Origin of the sequence: Arthrobacter globiformis (assembly GCF_030818015.1) — a bacterium.
Classification (GTDB): Bacteria; Actinomycetota; Actinomycetes; order Actinomycetales; family Micrococcaceae; genus Arthrobacter; species Arthrobacter globiformis_C.
Genome location: NZ_JAUSZX010000001.1, coordinates 3,996,483 through 4,011,722 on the forward strand (window position 1 = coordinate 3,996,483; position 15,240 = coordinate 4,011,722).

Annotated in this window: 15 protein-coding genes and 1 pseudogene; 10 read left to right on the plus strand and 6 right to left on the minus strand. The window is 64.8% G+C overall.

Features of this window, described 5'->3' with window-relative positions; translation table 11 throughout:
* Positions 1-263 precede the first annotated feature (263 nt).
* Positions 264-1,838: a TrkH family potassium uptake protein gene (locus QFZ23_RS18690; RefSeq protein ID WP_306925210.1), complete on the plus strand. Its 1,575-nt coding sequence runs from the start codon at positions 264-266 to the stop codon at positions 1,836-1,838.
* Positions 1,831-2,523: a potassium channel family protein gene (locus QFZ23_RS18695; protein WP_306925212.1), complete on the plus strand. Its 693-nt coding sequence runs from the start codon at positions 1,831-1,833 to the stop codon at positions 2,521-2,523. Before QFZ23_RS18690 ends, QFZ23_RS18695 begins: the two co-directional genes overlap by 8 nt.
* 17 nt (positions 2,524-2,540) lie before the next feature.
* Here the strand turns inward: QFZ23_RS18695 and QFZ23_RS18700 are convergent, their stop codons facing one another.
* Positions 2,541-2,930 (minus strand): hypothetical protein, encoded by a 390-nt coding sequence (locus tag QFZ23_RS18700; protein WP_306925214.1) that lies wholly within the window; start codon positions 2,928-2,930, stop codon positions 2,541-2,543.
* A gap of 503 nt (positions 2,931-3,433) precedes the next feature.
* On the opposite strand from QFZ23_RS18700, the gene QFZ23_RS18705 reads away from it, so the two are divergent.
* The 3 genes from QFZ23_RS18705 to QFZ23_RS18715 all read left to right on the plus strand — a co-directional run bounded on the left by QFZ23_RS18705 (position 3,434) and on the right by QFZ23_RS18715 (position 5,911).
* The gene (locus QFZ23_RS18705) at positions 3,434-3,667 is read left to right on the plus strand and encodes a hypothetical protein (protein WP_306925215.1); all 234 of its coding nucleotides are present in this window, start codon (positions 3,434-3,436) and stop codon (positions 3,665-3,667) included.
* Positions 3,668-3,949: 282 nt separating this feature from the next.
* The gene (locus QFZ23_RS18710) at positions 3,950-4,126 is read left to right on the plus strand and encodes a CsbD family protein (protein WP_306925217.1); all 177 of its coding nucleotides are present in this window, start codon (positions 3,950-3,952) and stop codon (positions 4,124-4,126) included.
* A 681-nt stretch (positions 4,127-4,807) separates the two neighbouring features.
* Entirely contained in the window at positions 4,808-5,911 is a 1,104-nt protein-coding gene (locus QFZ23_RS18715) for a glycoside hydrolase family 3 N-terminal domain-containing protein (protein WP_306925219.1), read from the plus strand.
* Between the two features lie 96 nt (positions 5,912-6,007).
* Here QFZ23_RS18715 and QFZ23_RS18720 read toward each other — a convergent pair whose 3' ends face one another.
* The 3 genes from QFZ23_RS18720 to QFZ23_RS18730 all read right to left on the minus strand — a co-directional run bounded on the left by QFZ23_RS18720 (position 6,008) and on the right by QFZ23_RS18730 (position 9,387).
* On the minus strand, positions 6,008-6,682 hold the full coding sequence (locus QFZ23_RS18720; protein ID WP_306925220.1) for a DUF1345 domain-containing protein: 675 nt from the start codon (positions 6,680-6,682) through the stop codon (positions 6,008-6,010).
* Between the two features lie 161 nt (positions 6,683-6,843).
* Positions 6,844-7,809 (minus strand): polysaccharide deacetylase family protein, encoded by a 966-nt coding sequence (locus QFZ23_RS18725; RefSeq protein ID WP_306925221.1) that lies wholly within the window; start codon positions 7,807-7,809, stop codon positions 6,844-6,846.
* Positions 7,810-7,857: 48 nt separating this feature from the next.
* Positions 7,858-9,387, minus strand: coding sequence for a purine-cytosine permease family protein (locus QFZ23_RS18730; RefSeq protein ID WP_306925223.1), 1,530 nt, complete (start codon positions 9,385-9,387; stop codon positions 7,858-7,860).
* Positions 9,388-9,520: 133 nt separating this feature from the next.
* On the opposite strand from QFZ23_RS18730, the gene QFZ23_RS18735 reads away from it, so the two are divergent.
* From QFZ23_RS18735 to QFZ23_RS18750, 4 genes and pseudogenes are all read left to right on the plus strand, one after another.
* The gene (locus QFZ23_RS18735; RefSeq protein ID WP_306925225.1) at positions 9,521-11,044 is read left to right on the plus strand and encodes a PucR family transcriptional regulator; all 1,524 of its coding nucleotides are present in this window, start codon (positions 9,521-9,523) and stop codon (positions 11,042-11,044) included.
* Positions 11,045-11,181: 137 nt separating this feature from the next.
* A pseudogene (locus QFZ23_RS18740) lies at positions 11,182-11,502 on the plus strand (IS110 family transposase); the annotation flags it as partial.
* Between the two features lie 401 nt (positions 11,503-11,903).
* On the plus strand, positions 11,904-12,146 hold the full coding sequence (locus tag QFZ23_RS18745; RefSeq protein WP_306926934.1) for a transposase: 243 nt from the start codon (positions 11,904-11,906) through the stop codon (positions 12,144-12,146).
* A gap of 251 nt (positions 12,147-12,397) precedes the next feature.
* Positions 12,398-13,066, plus strand: coding sequence for a hypothetical protein (locus QFZ23_RS18750; protein ID WP_306925227.1), 669 nt, complete (start codon positions 12,398-12,400; stop codon positions 13,064-13,066).
* Between the two features lie 456 nt (positions 13,067-13,522).
* On the opposite strand, the gene QFZ23_RS18755 is transcribed toward QFZ23_RS18750, so the two are convergent.
* Positions 13,523-13,912, minus strand: a complete 390-nt coding sequence (locus QFZ23_RS18755; RefSeq protein ID WP_306925229.1) for a flavodoxin — start codon at positions 13,910-13,912, stop codon at positions 13,523-13,525.
* A 283-nt stretch (positions 13,913-14,195) separates the two neighbouring features.
* Positions 14,196-14,390, minus strand: a complete 195-nt coding sequence (locus tag QFZ23_RS18760) for a hypothetical protein (protein WP_306925231.1) — start codon at positions 14,388-14,390, stop codon at positions 14,196-14,198.
* Positions 14,391-14,543: 153 nt separating this feature from the next.
* Between QFZ23_RS18760 and QFZ23_RS18765 the strand changes: the two genes are divergently transcribed.
* Complete coding sequence (locus tag QFZ23_RS18765; RefSeq protein ID WP_306925233.1) at positions 14,544-15,239, plus strand: maleylpyruvate isomerase family mycothiol-dependent enzyme; 696 nt, start codon at positions 14,544-14,546, stop codon at positions 15,237-15,239.
* The last annotated feature ends 1 nt before the right edge of the window (position 15,240 follow it).

Here is a 15,240-nt window from a genome sequence, read left to right on the forward strand (position 1 = left end):
CCGGTAGATCATGTAGCCGGTTACGCCGATCCCGAGGATAAGCCACAGCAACGGGGCGCTTTGGGTCAGCATGGCAGGACACGGCCTTGCGTGCTTGAGGTGGCCACGGGGTCCTTCGATTCACATGGGCAGTTTGCTGATGACCACGGGAGCCTAGCACCGGCCGGAATCCGAAAAGCGCTAAAACCTTGGATCTTAACGCTTTCTTAACGCCTCGCCCTTCACGCCGTCCCAGGTAATTCCGCGGTGGTAGCGTGACGCGTATGCGCGACGTTCCTGACCCGAGGGCCCGGCCTGCGGGCAGGAACGCCCGGCCTCCCGGCAAGAGGCCTCTGCAGGTGGGCAAAAAGCCGCCGCCGGAGGCCAAAGTACCCCGCCCGGCAGCCAGGACTGCCAGGCTCGCGGCGAAAACGGCCAGGACCGCCGCCAAAGTGGACAGTAAGGCAACGGACCGCGGCTTCAGTGGGCTGTGGCCCGGCGGCTCCAAGGTCTTCCCGCGCATCCTCAACGTCTTCGCACCCCAGCACCCTGCCCAGGTGATCGTGCTCGGGTTCGCCGGTGCCATCGCCGTCGGCACAATCCTGCTCATGCTGCCCATCGCGCGGAACGGCCCCGGGGGCGCACCCTTCCTCGATGCCCTGTTCACCTCCACCTCGTCCGTGTGCGTCACGGGGCTGATCACCGTCGATACCCCCGTGTACTGGAGCGGGTTCGGCAAGGTGGTGATCATGGCGCTGATCCAGATCGGCGGGTTCGGGGTCATGTCCTTCGGCACGCTGCTGGGGGTGCTCATGGCGCGCCGGCTGGGCCTTCGCTCACGGCTGTCGGCGGCCGCGGAAACCAAGAGCACCGGATTCGGCGACGTCCGCCGCGTGCTGCTCGGGGTGCTGGCCATCAGCCTCACCGTGGAGATTCTGCTCGCCGGGATCCTGGCCGCCAGGCTCGTCGCGGGCTACGGCTACGAGCCCGGGCGTGCAGTGTGGCACGGCGTTTTCCATGCGGTGTCCTCGTTTAATAACGCCGGGTTCGCGCTGCACACGGACAACCTCATTGGCTTCGCGGGCGACCCGTGGATCTGCCTGCCCATTGCGGCCGCGGTGATCATCGGCGGCCTCGGCTTCCCGGTACTCTTCGAACTGCGGCGGCAATACCAGCGGCCCATCCACTGGAGCATGAACACCAAGCTGGTCCTGGTAGGCACCGCCATGCTCCTCACGGCAGGCACCGTCTTCCTCACCGCCGTCGAATGGTCCAACCCGGCCACCCTCGGCGCACTCAAGCCGGGCGAACGCATCCTGGCGGGCTTCTTCCAGTCGGTCATTACCCGCACGGCCGGATTCAACAGCGTCGACATCGGGCAGATGCATGAGGTGTCCTGGCTGGGCATGGACATCCTGATGTTCATCGGCGGCGGCCCGGCCGGCACCGCGGGCGGCCTGAAGATCACCACCTTCAGCGTGCTGTTCTTCATCCTCCTGACGGAACTGCAAGGCGGCACGGCGGTGAATATCTTCGGCAAGCGCCTCTCCCGCGCCGTTCACCGGCAGGCCATCACCGTGGTGCTGCTGGCGATAGGGCTGGTGGTGGGCGCCACGATGTTCCTCATGATCATTACCGACTTCGGCCAGGAACGGATCCTGTTCGAGGTCATCTCCGCGTTCGCCACGGTGGGGCTGTCTACCGGCATCACGGCCGCCATGCCGCCGGCCGGCCAGGTGGTGCTGATCCTGCTCATGTTCATCGGCCGTCTCGGCCCGGTGACGCTGGGCGCCGCACTGGCGCTCCGCGAACGCCCGCTGCTCTACGAGTACCCCAAGGAAAGGCCCCTCATTGGCTAAGAACTTCTTCTCCCGGTCAGCCGACACCGCGGCGCAGGCGGACTCGGTGGTGGTCATCGGGCTGGGCCGCTTCGGCGGGTCGCTGGCGCTGGAGCTCGAGGCGCAGGGCACCGAGGTGCTGGGCATCGACTCCAGTGAGGACACCGTGCAGTCCTACAACGGCCGGCTCACCCACGTGGTCCGGGCGGACTCCACCAAGGAGGAAGTGCTGCGGCAGCTCTCCGTCCACGAGTTCGACCGCGCCGTGGTGGGCATCGGCAGCGACATCGAGGCGAGCATCCTGACGACGTCGCGCCTGCTCACGTTCAAGAAGCCGCAGATCTGGGCCAAGGCCATCAGCGAGCCGCACGCCGAGATCCTCAACCAGCTCGGCGTGGACCACGTGATCCGCCCCGAGCACGACATGGGCAAGCGCGTGGCCCACTTGGTCCGAGGCTCGCTGCTGGACTACGTCGAGTTCGAGGACGACTTTGTGATGATCCGCACCAGCCCGCCCACCGAGGCCCGTGACCGTCCGCTCGGCGTGCTGGGCCTGCGCGACAAGTACGGCATCACCATCGTGGCGGTCAAGCGCCCCGGCGGCATCTGGGGCCACACCACCGCGCAAACCGTCCTGTACGACGACGACCAGATAATCGTGCAGGGCAGCAAGACGCAGGCGGAGCGGTTCAGCAACATGACATAGGTTTTGCCGGTGGCCCGTTACCTCGTGGCCGGCGCCTCAATAAAGACCACCTGGCTCAGGTTTCTGACTGGCCTCCGCCTCCGGGCGGCAGGCTTGCCGACGGTGTTCGCCGGGTTCCCGGCGTCGGACTTGAGTTTCCCGGCACCTGCGGAATGCGCGGCGCCTGTGGAATGCCCGACGGCGGATGCCGCCTTTCCGGCTGGGACCCGACGCACGGTGAGCTGCTCAAGATCCAGCAGCCGGCGGGCGCCGGTCCGGGAGTCGATGATCCAGAACAGGTCAATGTCCCGGAGCGTGCTGCTCACGGTCCCCCGGTGCGACAGCCGCCCGCGGTGCCAGGCCTCCACTTCGTCCCCCACCGTCAGCTCTGCGCTGGACTGAACTTCAAGCTCCCCGTTATCGTTCATGACCGGACCCCTTGCATTGGACTGATTCGATAGTCCCAGCCTGCACCACGATGTTTTCTAAAACGTTTCACACGGGTGCTCATTGTGTGTCTGCGCTGTTACCGGATCTGCCAGCAAGCGCACCTCATAAATAGACGCGTTTACGGCAGGAATTCAGAACCCGGTAAATGCACCGGCTAATAACACGCAGGAAATGCAATTAAGGCCAAATTCCGGAAACTGCGCCAATCTTGATCGTTTCCTTCGGCATTCTTAGCGCGGGCATCACCGAAGCGGAAATATTCAGTAATTGCAGTCCTAATTCCCCGCCAGGGCATCCGCACGCCGGCTGGCAGCCAAAGCCTCCTGGACGTTTCCGAGGCGCTGGTAGATATTCGCCAAGACCCGCCAGGGGGTGTCCAGGGAAGGGTCCAGCGATGCCGCACGCTCCAAGTCGGCGATGGGTTCGGCGGAGTGTCCCAACCCGAACTGAGCCCGACTTTACCGTCGCTGGCTTTCTAACAGTGGGGTCGACACTCACTGCGGTGGGCACGTGGGGTCCGGCGCCGGTCACACTGAAGTACCAGTGGTACGCCAATGGAGCGGCGATCACGGGTGCCACCGCCAGCACGTACCCGCTGACGGCAGCGGACCTGGGCAGGTACTTGACTGTAACGGTCACGGGATCAAAGCCTGGTTACGCGACCGAGGTGAACTTCTGGGTGGCGACGATTCCGGTGAGCTCACCGCCGTCGTAACTTAGAGGTTCCCGAACACCGCAGGGCCGTTGCAATCCGAACCGGGGTTGCAGCGGCCCTGCCGCGTTAATCCTTGCGGCCCTGTGCGCCGTGACCATGGTTCCGGTCGCGGCTCTGACCCGTTACCGGCTATCGCTACCGGTTCTGATTGGGCTTGGCAGGTGGCGGCCGCGTCCCTGAACCGCGAGGCGCTGATGATGGCCGCCCCGGCCCGCCGTCGATAGACTGAGAATGGCCGCCGCGGCAACAGGCCGCCCCGGCTTTCCCGAACAGGAGGTCACGATGGGTTTGGGTGACAAGATCCACAACGCCGCCGAAAAACTCCACGGCAGAAGCAAGGAAGCAGCCGGCCGCGCGAGCGGAAACGAACGGCTCCGGTCCGAAGGCAGGGCCCGCCACATCAGGGCCGACCTCAAGCAGGCCGGCGAAAAGATCAAGGACGCCTTCAGAAGGCACTAAGGTCCCGCGTTAGAGCTCGAGGCCCTGTCCGGTAAGAGCGGACAGGGCCTCGCCGCGTTCCGGCTGGGACCCCAACGCTTGGGCCCTTCAAACCGAAGAGGCGTTAAAAAACCGTTAAGATTCCACCCGCCACCGGAGGAAACACTGTTGCGGGAAAGTGCGGCACAGTACCTTGAATCCATGCCGTCCTGCGATGGCCCCCAACACCGCAGGGCGGCATTTCCATGCCCTGCCCGGCACGTCCATGCCCTCCGCCGGCAGTCCTCATCTGTCAAAAGCACGACTCGGTCAAAAGCACGACGGCGGTGCTTGCGATGCAGAAAACCAGGAAGCGCGAACGGACACTTGGCGCCCTTGCCTGAAGGGCCTCAAGTGTCCGTTCGCGCTCGACTGGATTCCAAGCCGCCGTTCCTCGCAACGGCGTTTGCCGCCGGTTGGGTCCGAGGCCGCTGAAACGGCGTACTCTCATTGATATATGAGTGCCCCAGCAAAGCCGTGTGACACATGCGTTATCTGAGTAGGTTGGCAGTCCTAGGAGCAGCGCTTTTGCTCGCCCTGTCAGCCGCGGGCGGCCCGCCCCAGTCCGCGACAAGAAAATCGCTGTCGGCGACAACGGCCGGCGTCCTGCCCGCAACAAACCGGCCGGCAACAAGCCCGCCAGCAACAAGCCAGCGATCACCTGTGCCCCGTACTGTCCGGCAGACAGTCGGCCGCCATGCTGCCGCTGTGACAGCGGCGCCCGTGACGGCGCCCACCCCGGCGCAGCAGCTCGCCCGGCTCACACTGCCCCAGCGGGTCGGCCAGCTGTTCATGGTGGCGGCCACGGCCACCGGAGCGGACGCCAACACCATGTCCGACCTCACTCGGTTCCACGTCGGTAATGTCTATCTTGCGGGCCGCAGCCGTGCGGGCACCGCGGCGACGGCTGCCGTCGTTCGCCGCATGACGGCCACCGTATCGGCGGCCACCACCGGCGGCATTCGCCTCGCGGTGGCGACCGACCAGGAGGGCGGCTTCGTCCAGGTCCTCAGCGGTCCCGGCTTCTCGGCGATCCCCACAGCGCTGTCCCAGGGAACACAGACGACGGCGGCCCTCCAGGCAAACGCGCGCGTCTGGGGAAGCCAGCTCCGCTCGGCCGGGCTCACCATGAACCTGGCGCCGGTTCTGGACACCGTTCCGAGCAGACAGTTCGCCCCGCGCAACGCGCCCATCGGGTTCTTCGCCCGCGAATACGGGTTCACTCCGCAGACGGTCTCAGCCCACGGCGGCGCCTTCGCGGCCGGAATGCGCTCGGCTGGGATCGCGCCTGTGATCAAGCATTTCCCTGGCCTGGGCCGCGTCATCCTGAACACGGACACCAGCCGGAACGTCAAGGACACCGTGACCACTCGCACCGACCCGTACCTGCTGCCGTTCCGGACGGCGATCCAGGCGGGTGCCCGGTGGGTCATGGTCTCGAGCGCCTATTACACGCGCATCGACGCCGGCCGCATCGCCCCATTCTCGCCTCTGATCATGCGGAGGATGCTGCGCACGGACCTGCACTTCACCGGCGTCGTCCTCTCCGATGACCTGTGCAACGCGGCGCAGCTGGGTCCGTGGGCACTGGGCACGCGGGCCACGAACTTCATCAACGCCGGGGGAACCATGCTGCTATGCGCGAACCCCCGCGCCATTCCGACCATGTACGCCGCCGTGCTGCAGCTCGCCCAGCGCAGTCCCGCGTTCGCCGCCGAGGTCAACGCCGCCGCCCTGAAAGTACTCACGGTGAAGGCCGGGCATTAGAGGGACGTTGCAGCCTTGGTCGCCGTTTCGCAGGAATCCAGAAGCGCGAAGGGACACTTGGGGCCCTTTTTGGCAACACGACGAGGCGAGGACAGCTCAGTGGACCAGGCCCGAGACCAGGTTGATGGTGGTGGCCAGTACAATGGCGCCCAGCAGATAGGACAGCAGCGCGTGGCGGAGCACCGTACCGCGAATTGGATCTGTCTTGAGGTTGGTGTCCGAGACCTGGTAGGCCATGCCCACAGTGAAGGCCAGGTAAGCAAAGTCCATGTAGCGCGGCGGGTTGTCCTGATTGAAATCGACGCCGGTCTTGTCGCGGTAGTAGATGGAGGCGTAGCGCAGCGTGTAGAGCGAATGCACCAGGAACCAGGACAGTGTGGAAGTCCCCAACGCGAGCGCGATGATGCCCGATTTGGCTCCGCCTTCGCTGTTGGAGGCATCCCCGAGGATCATGGCAACGCCGCCGAAGCTGGCCAACGTGGCGGCCAGCACCAGGGCGTCAGAGGCGGCCCGCCCGGGGTCATCGCGCCGGGCGTGGTCCGCCGTGGCCGCTGCCGGCAGGCGCCCGATGATGGCCCACACCCAGATCAGATAGGTGGCGGACGCGGCCGCCCAGCCCATGGCCGGGGCATAGGTCCACGACTGCAGGAGCCCCACGGCCACAGCCGTTGCCAGACCGACGACGGCCATCACCAGCAACCGGAGCCGTGAATGATGCGCCGGTCTGTCGAACTTCGATGCCTCGTGTCCAAGGCCGTCCACTCTGCTCATGGTCCGATCATTGCAGTTTCGCCCGCTCCGGCTCCGCGCCGACGCGGGTGCAGAAACCCAGGAAGCACGAACGGACACTTGGGCCCCCACCAAGGGCCTCAAGTGTCCGTTCGCGCTTGTTCAAGGGCCTCAAGTGTCCGTTCGCGCTTGACGAAGCCGCGCTAGCTGAGCGCGGGCACCTGCACCTGGCCCGGCTTGAAGCGGGCTCCGAAACCGGGAGCAACGGGCACGTCGATCCTGGCATGGGTGTGGACCTCGCTGACGGTTGCCTTGGTGTGATCAGCGATCTGCTCCAGGGTGGTCACCCACATGCCTTCCATGCCCTTGACCCGCTCGATGAGCTGCTCCAGCGCCACCGCCTTGGACGGCCGGCCCGAGATGAACGGGTGGTTCGTGAGCACGAAGCAACTCCCCTGCGAGTGGTGTGCCTGGGCCTCGAGCGTCCACATCTCCAGCACCTTGGCCGGGCTTTCGATCACGCCGCTGCCCGTCACGCCCGGATAGAACGCGTACTGCTCCCAGTCGTCCAGCGTCCAGTCCACGGGGACCTCCACGATGTCGCGGGTGTCGCCGGCACCGGAAGGAGAACCCGAGGAGACGGACATCCGGTACGGTGCGTCGCCGTCGAGCAGGCTGGAATCGTAGAGGAAGCCGCGGTCAGCGAGGAGCGCCGGCGAGTGCCAGTTCAGTTCCCACCACGGTGCCCGGTAACCCACCGGGCGGATCCCGGCGACCTTCTCCAGCGCCTCGAGTCCCCGGTCCATGTAGCTCGCTTCGGTGGCGGCGTCGATCCCCTGCATCGGCTCGTGCAGGTACCCGTGGTGCGCAACCTCGTGCCCGCCGTCGACGATCTGCCGCACCACGTCCGGGTAGCTTTCGGCTGTGAAGCCGGGGATGAAGAACGTCCCGCGAACCTCCTGCCGCGCCAGGATCTGCAGCAGCCGCGGCACCGCGACCTTGGGCCCGTACGACTGGTGGCTCATGAGCGACATTCGCCGGGTGCTGCTGGGGTCGTGCGCAATGACGCAGGATTCGGCGTCGACATCGAAGGTGAAGGATGCGGCGGCGCTGAAGCCGGCAGGCCAGGTCATGGGGTGCTGGGAATCCGCGAAGGCGCTGGTGCTCATGCCGGGGTTCCTTTCGTCAGAGGGCGAAGCGGAGAGGTACAGAAGGATTTAGAGTTCGACGGCGGTGACGGGCTGGGGTGCCTGCGCAGCGTCAGGTGCGTTGACCGCGGCGGTGGTGCCGCCGTCGGACGTCACCGTCACGTACGGCCGGTGCAGCCGGGGGCCGAGAACCGCGTAGACCGCGGCGCTGGTGAGTCCGCCGGCGAGCCAGGAGAGGTCCCAGCCGCCCAGGGCAACCGCGATGGGGCCCTGCATTACCGGAACCAGTCCGTACATGAACAGCCAGGTGGCGACGATGCCAGCCAGGAGCGCGGTCACACCGGCCCAGTTGACCACGGGCAGGCGGCGGGTTCCGACGCCGTCGAACAGCCGGTCCACCTTGCCCGGCCAGCGCTTCTCCAGCCAGAAGAAGTGCACCAGCATCACGCCGCCCCAGGCGGCCACCCAGGCCACCAGGCCGATCAGCCAGGCATCCAGCACCGAGGCGAAGTCCTCCTGGAAGATGAAGAAGACGACGGCGATGAGCGAGAAGACGCCGACTAACAGGTTGAGCTTCCGGCGGCTGATTGAGATGTCCAGCGCCTGTGTGGCCACCGAGAAGGTGTAGATGTTGAGGATGTTGGTGGCGATGGGGCCGTGCAGCACCATGAGGAGGACGGGCAGCGCCATGGCGCCGAAGTTCTGGACGATGAGCTTGCCGGGGTCGACTTCGCCGCTGTTGGTGGCGAGGCTGGCGCCGAGGACGCCGAGCCAGACCACAGGGATGAACTGGCCCAGGACGGAGGCCAGGTAGACCTTTTTCTTGGGCACTGTGGTGCTGACAAAGCGGGAGTAGTCGGCCGCGTAGGTGAACCAGGTGATGCCCCAGCCGATGCCGATGGCCGTCATCACGGCGCTCATGGCCGCGATGCGCTCGGAGCCTTCCAGGATGTTGCCCGCGGGGCCGGCGTAGGTCCAGTTGATCTTCAGGCCGAACCACGCCACGGCGGACATGACCACAAGGATGATAATGGTCGGCGGTACGGTCCATTTTTCGAAGGCGGCGATCGCCTTGTAGCCGAACCACGCGATGGCGACCTGGGCGGCCATGATGAACGTGGCGACGCCGATCTTCCAGGCGTAGTTGTGGGCGGCAGGATCCACCCACCCGAGTGTGCCGAAGAGCGCCATGACCAGGTCGAGGATGATCCAGGTGTTGACGGCGCACCAGCCCACCACCAGCAGGGCCTGGATGGCGGCCGGCAGGTAGTTGCCGCGGCGGCCGAAAGCGGCTCGGGCCAGGACCATGCCGGTGGCGCCCGTCTTCTGGCCCAGCAGGACGAAGCAGCCGAAGAGCAGCATGCCGATCAGGTTGCCGAGGACCAGGACGGTGACGGTGTCGGCGAAGCCAAGGCCAAGGTTGATGCCCAGGGCGCCGAGGACCCAGTTGATCGGGGCCAGGTTTGCGCCCGCCCAGATCCAGAACTGGCCCGACACCTTGCGGGTGCGCTGCGACTCGGGGATGGGCTGTAGCCAGGCTTCGCAGTCCTCGGCCGGCTCCATTGCGGGCCCGGGCTGCGTTGTTGAGGAGTTGTGCATCGGAAAAGCCTCCGTATGAGGAAGAAGAGCCTCCGTGAAGAAGGGATGCACTAAGCGTATGCGCGCCACATCACAGCAACAAGATAGGATCTGTCTAACAGAGTTCCCTTGCATATGACGGAGTGTAAGATCGGTGTTCCTCGAAGACGTCCTGAAGCATCGGACCGTCCGGGCCGCTGACCCGTTGCTGCGGGCCGCCCCGGACAGCGTGCCCGGCCGGCAGGTGCGGTGGGTCCACTCCAGCGAGGTTCTGGACATCGCTCCGCTGCTGCGCGGCGGCGAGCTCCTCCTCAGCGGCGGCCAGGCACTGGCCACGGCTACCGAGGAGCGGCGGGTGGACTACATCCGCGAACTGGCGGGACGCGGCGTCGCTGCCCTTGCCATCGAGACCGGGCCGGCGCTGCCCGATATCCCCGAGTCGATGCTGATAACTGCGGAGTCGCACGGACTGCCGCTGTTCGAGCTGCGCAAGGTGGCTCCCTTCGTGGGCATCATGCAGGAGATCAACTCCATCCTGGTCAGCCAGTCGGTGGAACTGCTGCAGCGCGGCGACGAGATCAGCCACGCCATGGCCGCCGAGCTCGCCCACGGCGGCGGGCTGGATGAGGTGCTCGCCGTGCTCGCCGGGCAGACCGGGACCGGCGTCCGCCTGGTGTCGCCGGCGGGGCTGACGCTGGGGAGTGCGGGTGCGGCCGACGGCGGGGGCTCCGCCGGCGGTCCGGGAACCGGCGGTTCGGGATCAGTGAGTACGACGGCGGTCGACGTGCCGGTCCGCGGCGTTCTGGCCGCCCGGCTGGAGCTGGAGCTGCCCGAAGGCGTCGACCCGACGTTTGTCCGGGTGGCCGGCGAACGCTCCGTCGACATTCTTGGCCTTGCGCTGCTGCAGCGGATGCCGCCCGGCCTGAAGGAACTGGCGGGAGCGGAGCTGATGCGGGCCGTCCATTCCGGCGCCCAGCCGTGGCGGCTGGAGCAGCTCGGCGCGGCGGCGGGGTTCGCCGTCGACGGTCCGGTGGCCGCCGTCATGATCCGTTCCGCCGCCTCCGGCCGGCTGCGCCCGGCGCTGGACACGATCCTCGCGGAGTCGGTCCCGCATGCTGCCAGCTACGCGGACAAGCTGGAGCTCATTGCGCTGGCCGGCCTTCCCGTCAAGGGAACCCGTACAGCGCGGGCGTCACTGATCGGGGCGCTGGGCAGCCTCGATGTCCCGGAAGGTTCTGCGATCGCCGTCGGACCTCTGGGGCAGGGCATTGGTGAAGCGGCGTGGTCCATGGCGGAAGCCCGGCGGACGCTGGATCTGGCACCACGGACTGGCCGCTCCGCCGGCGGACCCCGCCAGGTGCGGGATGCGGATGCGTTTAGTGCCGAGCGGCTGGCTGCCGAGAGCATCGACGGCGGTGCCCGCCGCGATTTCGTCCGCCGCACGCTGGGACCCATTCTCGAGCACGACGAGCAGCGGAACTCGCAGCTGCTGCACACCCTGACGGTGTGGCTGGACTCCGGCTGCAACACGGCCCAGGCGGCACGTGAGCTGCATCTGGAACGGCAGTCGATGTACCACCGGCTGCAGCGCATCTTCGATCTGTGCGGCGGCGACCCCCGGGGAACGGGTCGCCTGGCCGGCCTGCACCTGGCCGCCCGCCTAGCCCCACTCCCCTAGGACCCTCCCTCACATCCCGCCGCCCAAACCCACACCCTTCCTCACATCCCGCCGCTTGAATCCAAACCCTTCCTCACATCCCGTTGCCCAAACCCCAAGGCTTCCTCACAGCCGCGGCTGTAGACCAGGACGGGCGAATGCTCGGCGACCGACAATTCCCGGCGGACCACGCCGGCTACCAACAACTGCTGGACTGGGCCGCAAGCTTCGGCATCATCAACACTTTTGGCGTCGAATGCACCGGCTCCTACGGCGCCGGACTGACCAGGCACCTGCTCGCGGCAGGAATCGATGTCGTAGAGGTCAACAAGGGCCACTCACAAGTCCGTCAGCGCGTCGGAAAGAGTGACGCCGTCGACGCTGAAGCTGCCGCTCGAAAAGTCCTCTCCGGTGAATGCTCAGATCCGGCGAAGGACACCACCGGGGCGGTCGAAGCCATCCGCAATCTGCATCTGGTCAGAGGCTCTGCGATTAAGGCCCGCAGCGCGGCCTGTGTCCAGCTGCGCGACGTTCTGCTCACCGCACCGGATCATCTCAGAACCAGACTGACCGCCAAAACGCTGGAGGGTAAAGCCACTCAGGCGCGCACGCTGAGGCCTGACTTGAGCAGGATCCATGAACCTGAGCAGGCAGTGAAATACGCCCTCCGGGAACTCGGCCGCCGCATTTACGAGCTCACGGCCGAAATCAACGAGACAGACAAGTATCTGACTCAGCTGGTCTCCGCCGTTGCGCCCAACACCTTGGCGTTGCCCCAGGTCGGCCCCGTCAGTGTCGCTCAACTGCTCATCACCGCCGGCGAGAACTTGAACGCTTCCGCAGCGAAGCCGCCTTCGCGCGGCTCTGCGGCGTCGCGCCCATCCCTGTCTCCTCCGGGAAATCACATCGCATGCGACTCCATCGGGGAGGTAACCGCCAAGCCAACAGGGTCATCTACCTCATCGCCATCTGCCGCCTCCGCTATGACCCGAGATCCCAGGCCTATCGTGACCGGAAGCGCGCCCAAGGCCACTCATCAGCGGATGCCATCCGCTGCCTCAAACGCTTTATCGCCCGAGAGATCTACTACAGCCTTAAACGCGATTTATCAGTAAGGCAGTAAACGGCACCAGCCTTGACTGTTATAGGTCTCGGGCCTGTAATCCACCACCTATGGTACAAACATTTCGCAGTACGTTGTGCCTTGCCTAGGAGGCTTTTTGCCCCAGGAACCCACGTCCGAACTTGGCCTGACCCCGTGCATACGTTGACGCCCCTAGCGGACTGCTAATAAGCTCCAAATCATCTATTTGGGGGAAAATGGGGGAAAAAATGAAAAGGTTGTCTCGATATGCCCTAACGGTCGTAGCACTCATGGCTGGAACATTGCTTATTCCCGCACCGATGGTGCTCGCAGCCGGGGATTCAAGTCCGGTTGAACTGCAACTGACGCAGGAACAAGAGAGTAAATATCAAGAGATAAGGAAAGGGGGAGGGGCCAACTGTGCGAGTTCTTCGGTCGTGTCCATTAAGGTCGATGGGAAGGACGGGGACTACACCCTCGACCGCGAAGGAAGGTTGAAGAAGGGACCCGCAGAACCGCAGTTTTCAGGCTGTGAGGACCAAGAACAAGTCAAGAAAAATAAGTCCTCACCAACGCTTCTCGCTGCGACTTTCGGAACTTTCTACTTTGGCCCGAATCGTCCATCCTTCTACGCATCTGACACCAACTCTCAGTTCTGGGCTCAGCAAAGCTACGCCGCTGGGCTCCCGACTTCCTATCGGTGGGCACCATCTGCCTATCTCAAATCTATAATCTATGGCGAGGCGCTCACGGCATATGCCTTCAAGTCTCCGGCTAACTGCGGCTATAATAAGGCAGGCCAAAATGAGGACTACATCTTCCATTGGAGTTGCGGGAGTCAGTCTACAAGCTCCATGTACTACCTCTATGGGGAATGGGCGTTCAGAGCGGCTGGACCTGGCTGGTCGGGAACAGCTACCGTGAAATGGGACTTCAATTATGCAATTACGTATGTGTGAATTCATAATCTTAGAGCGGGCGTAATGACCGATACGTCGGGTACGGATCGCGCCGTCGTTTCCTTTTGGAAGTCAGACGAGGGGTGGGGGGAACTAGTTCTTCCGAATGGGGAAAAGTGTTTTGGTCATTTCTCTGCCTTGATTCAAGAACACGGTTTCCGGGCTCTTGTGGGCGGCCAAGCTGTCATAGTCGAATGGCGGCTGGCTCAACAAGACGAGTATTCCGTTGTCGCGACAGCGATATATGTGGTGAAGTGAAATGCGTCGAAAATAGTGCACTACTCGAATGACATCTGAGAATAAATAGACGGGACCCGCTTGAAGAGAACGGGGTCCCGTCTATTTGTTTGCGGACCAATGTTCCCCGCTAAGCCTCCTCACTAAGTGAGGTAGTTGTCCCGACCTAAATTCTGTTTTGTCTGCAGGAACATCAATCGGGCCGCTGAACATCAACCTCTAAAATGGGGAGCGTTGCCACTCCAGGGGTGCCTGTGCAAGCTGAGGCCCTTGGCCATCGTTCCTGTTGTTTCGGGGCGACGTGGCTCGTTTCGGTCGGCGAAGACCGTCAGGACTGGTGGAGCCTGCAGGAGGGTAGACAGTTTTGCCGGCGAAGTCATGGCTTTCGGTGAACGTGGTCATGATCATCGGTGCTCTGATGTTCCAGATGCCGCTGGCCAGGAGCACGGTGTCGTAGTGGTCGATGGATGGAAGTGGGTTGGCGATCGCAGGGCGGCTGTCCTCATTCTGCTCGCGGACGTTACGCGCCACTGTGGCGTCGTAGTCCGCCGGGTAAGGAACCGCTGCTTCGATGCGATGAACGTCGCAGCCAATGAGACCGCTGATCATGCCGGCCAGGACCTCGGTGTTGCCGGCGGCTGGTCCCGACGGCCGCCGTAGTGCTAGTTCTCGCCTGCACGCGAAAAGTATGCGAGCAGGACTCTCGCGCCGGTTTTCCTGCTTTTGATTGGGCTCGCTTGGCGTGGCGTGTCTTTTGCTGGCATCGTGTTTCCTTGGGTGCACCCCGACGCGCCGGCGCCGACCAGCGCGCCGGCAATGCCGATGGCCGCGGAGCGCAGGACGGACCGCCGGTCGGCGGCGGGCAGGTTCTGGGGCATGAGGGCAGGCCAGGTCAGTCGATCCGGCGTCCTCCCAGCCAGCTGACCATGGCGGGGTCGCGGTGGTCGAAGAAGATGCTGGCACCGGTGTCCAGGGTGGCGATGGTGCGCGGGAGTGCCTGTTGTGCGGTGTACTGCCAGTTCCTGTTTCGCCCGGCCGGGCCGTCGTAGCGTAGACGCCAACCACCGAATCCGGACGCAATCCGCACGACAGGGCATTGAATAGCCTCGTCGTAACCTCGCCACCCGAAGCTCCGAATTCTCCACCTGCCCGGACACTCCCTCCCTTCCTGCCGCTTAGATCCCAACCCTCCCGCGGGCGAACACCCGAGGCCCGCGGTGGGTCTCGATATGCTCGACAGATGTTGCCCGAACGGTACCTTGCCGAACTCACACAAACCCTAAGTTCCCTCGAAAGGCTCGCGCGCCAGCCGGAGGGCACGCTGGGCCGTTCAGTTCCGGCCTGTCCGGGATGGACTCTCGATGCGCTTTTCGGGCACATCAGTTCAATCGAGCGATGGGCTGCCGCTATTGTTCGCACCGGCGAGTACGTCCAGGAAACGGCCCCGCCTGCAGAGGGGGCCGCAACCTGGTTCCTCGAGGGTGCCCCCGGCTTCCTGGCCACGATGGCCTCCCTGGACCCCGCAGCGCCGTGCTGGAACTTCGGCCCTCCCCCGCGCACTGCCGGTTTCTGGCTGCGCCGGCAGGCACACGAACACGCTATTCACCTCGTCGACGGCCACCAAGGATCCGGCCTGGCGGACCCGGAATTCGCCGAGGACTTCCTGCTCGACGGCGTCGACGAGGTCCTGGCAATGTTCGCCCCGCGCCAGCTCCGGCTGCACCGGATGGCCGACCCAGGAAAGGGCGTGACCTTCCGTGTACCCGGCGGCACCGCATGGACTGTCGGCAACGGGGACATCGCGGCCTCGGTTACCGCAGCGCCACAGGACATGTACCTGGGCCTCTGGGGCCGCTCCAGCCTGTCAGACACGGCCTTCATAGAGGGCGACGTCGAGCTTGGACTACGTGTCATCCGCGGTCCGCTCACGCCGTAGA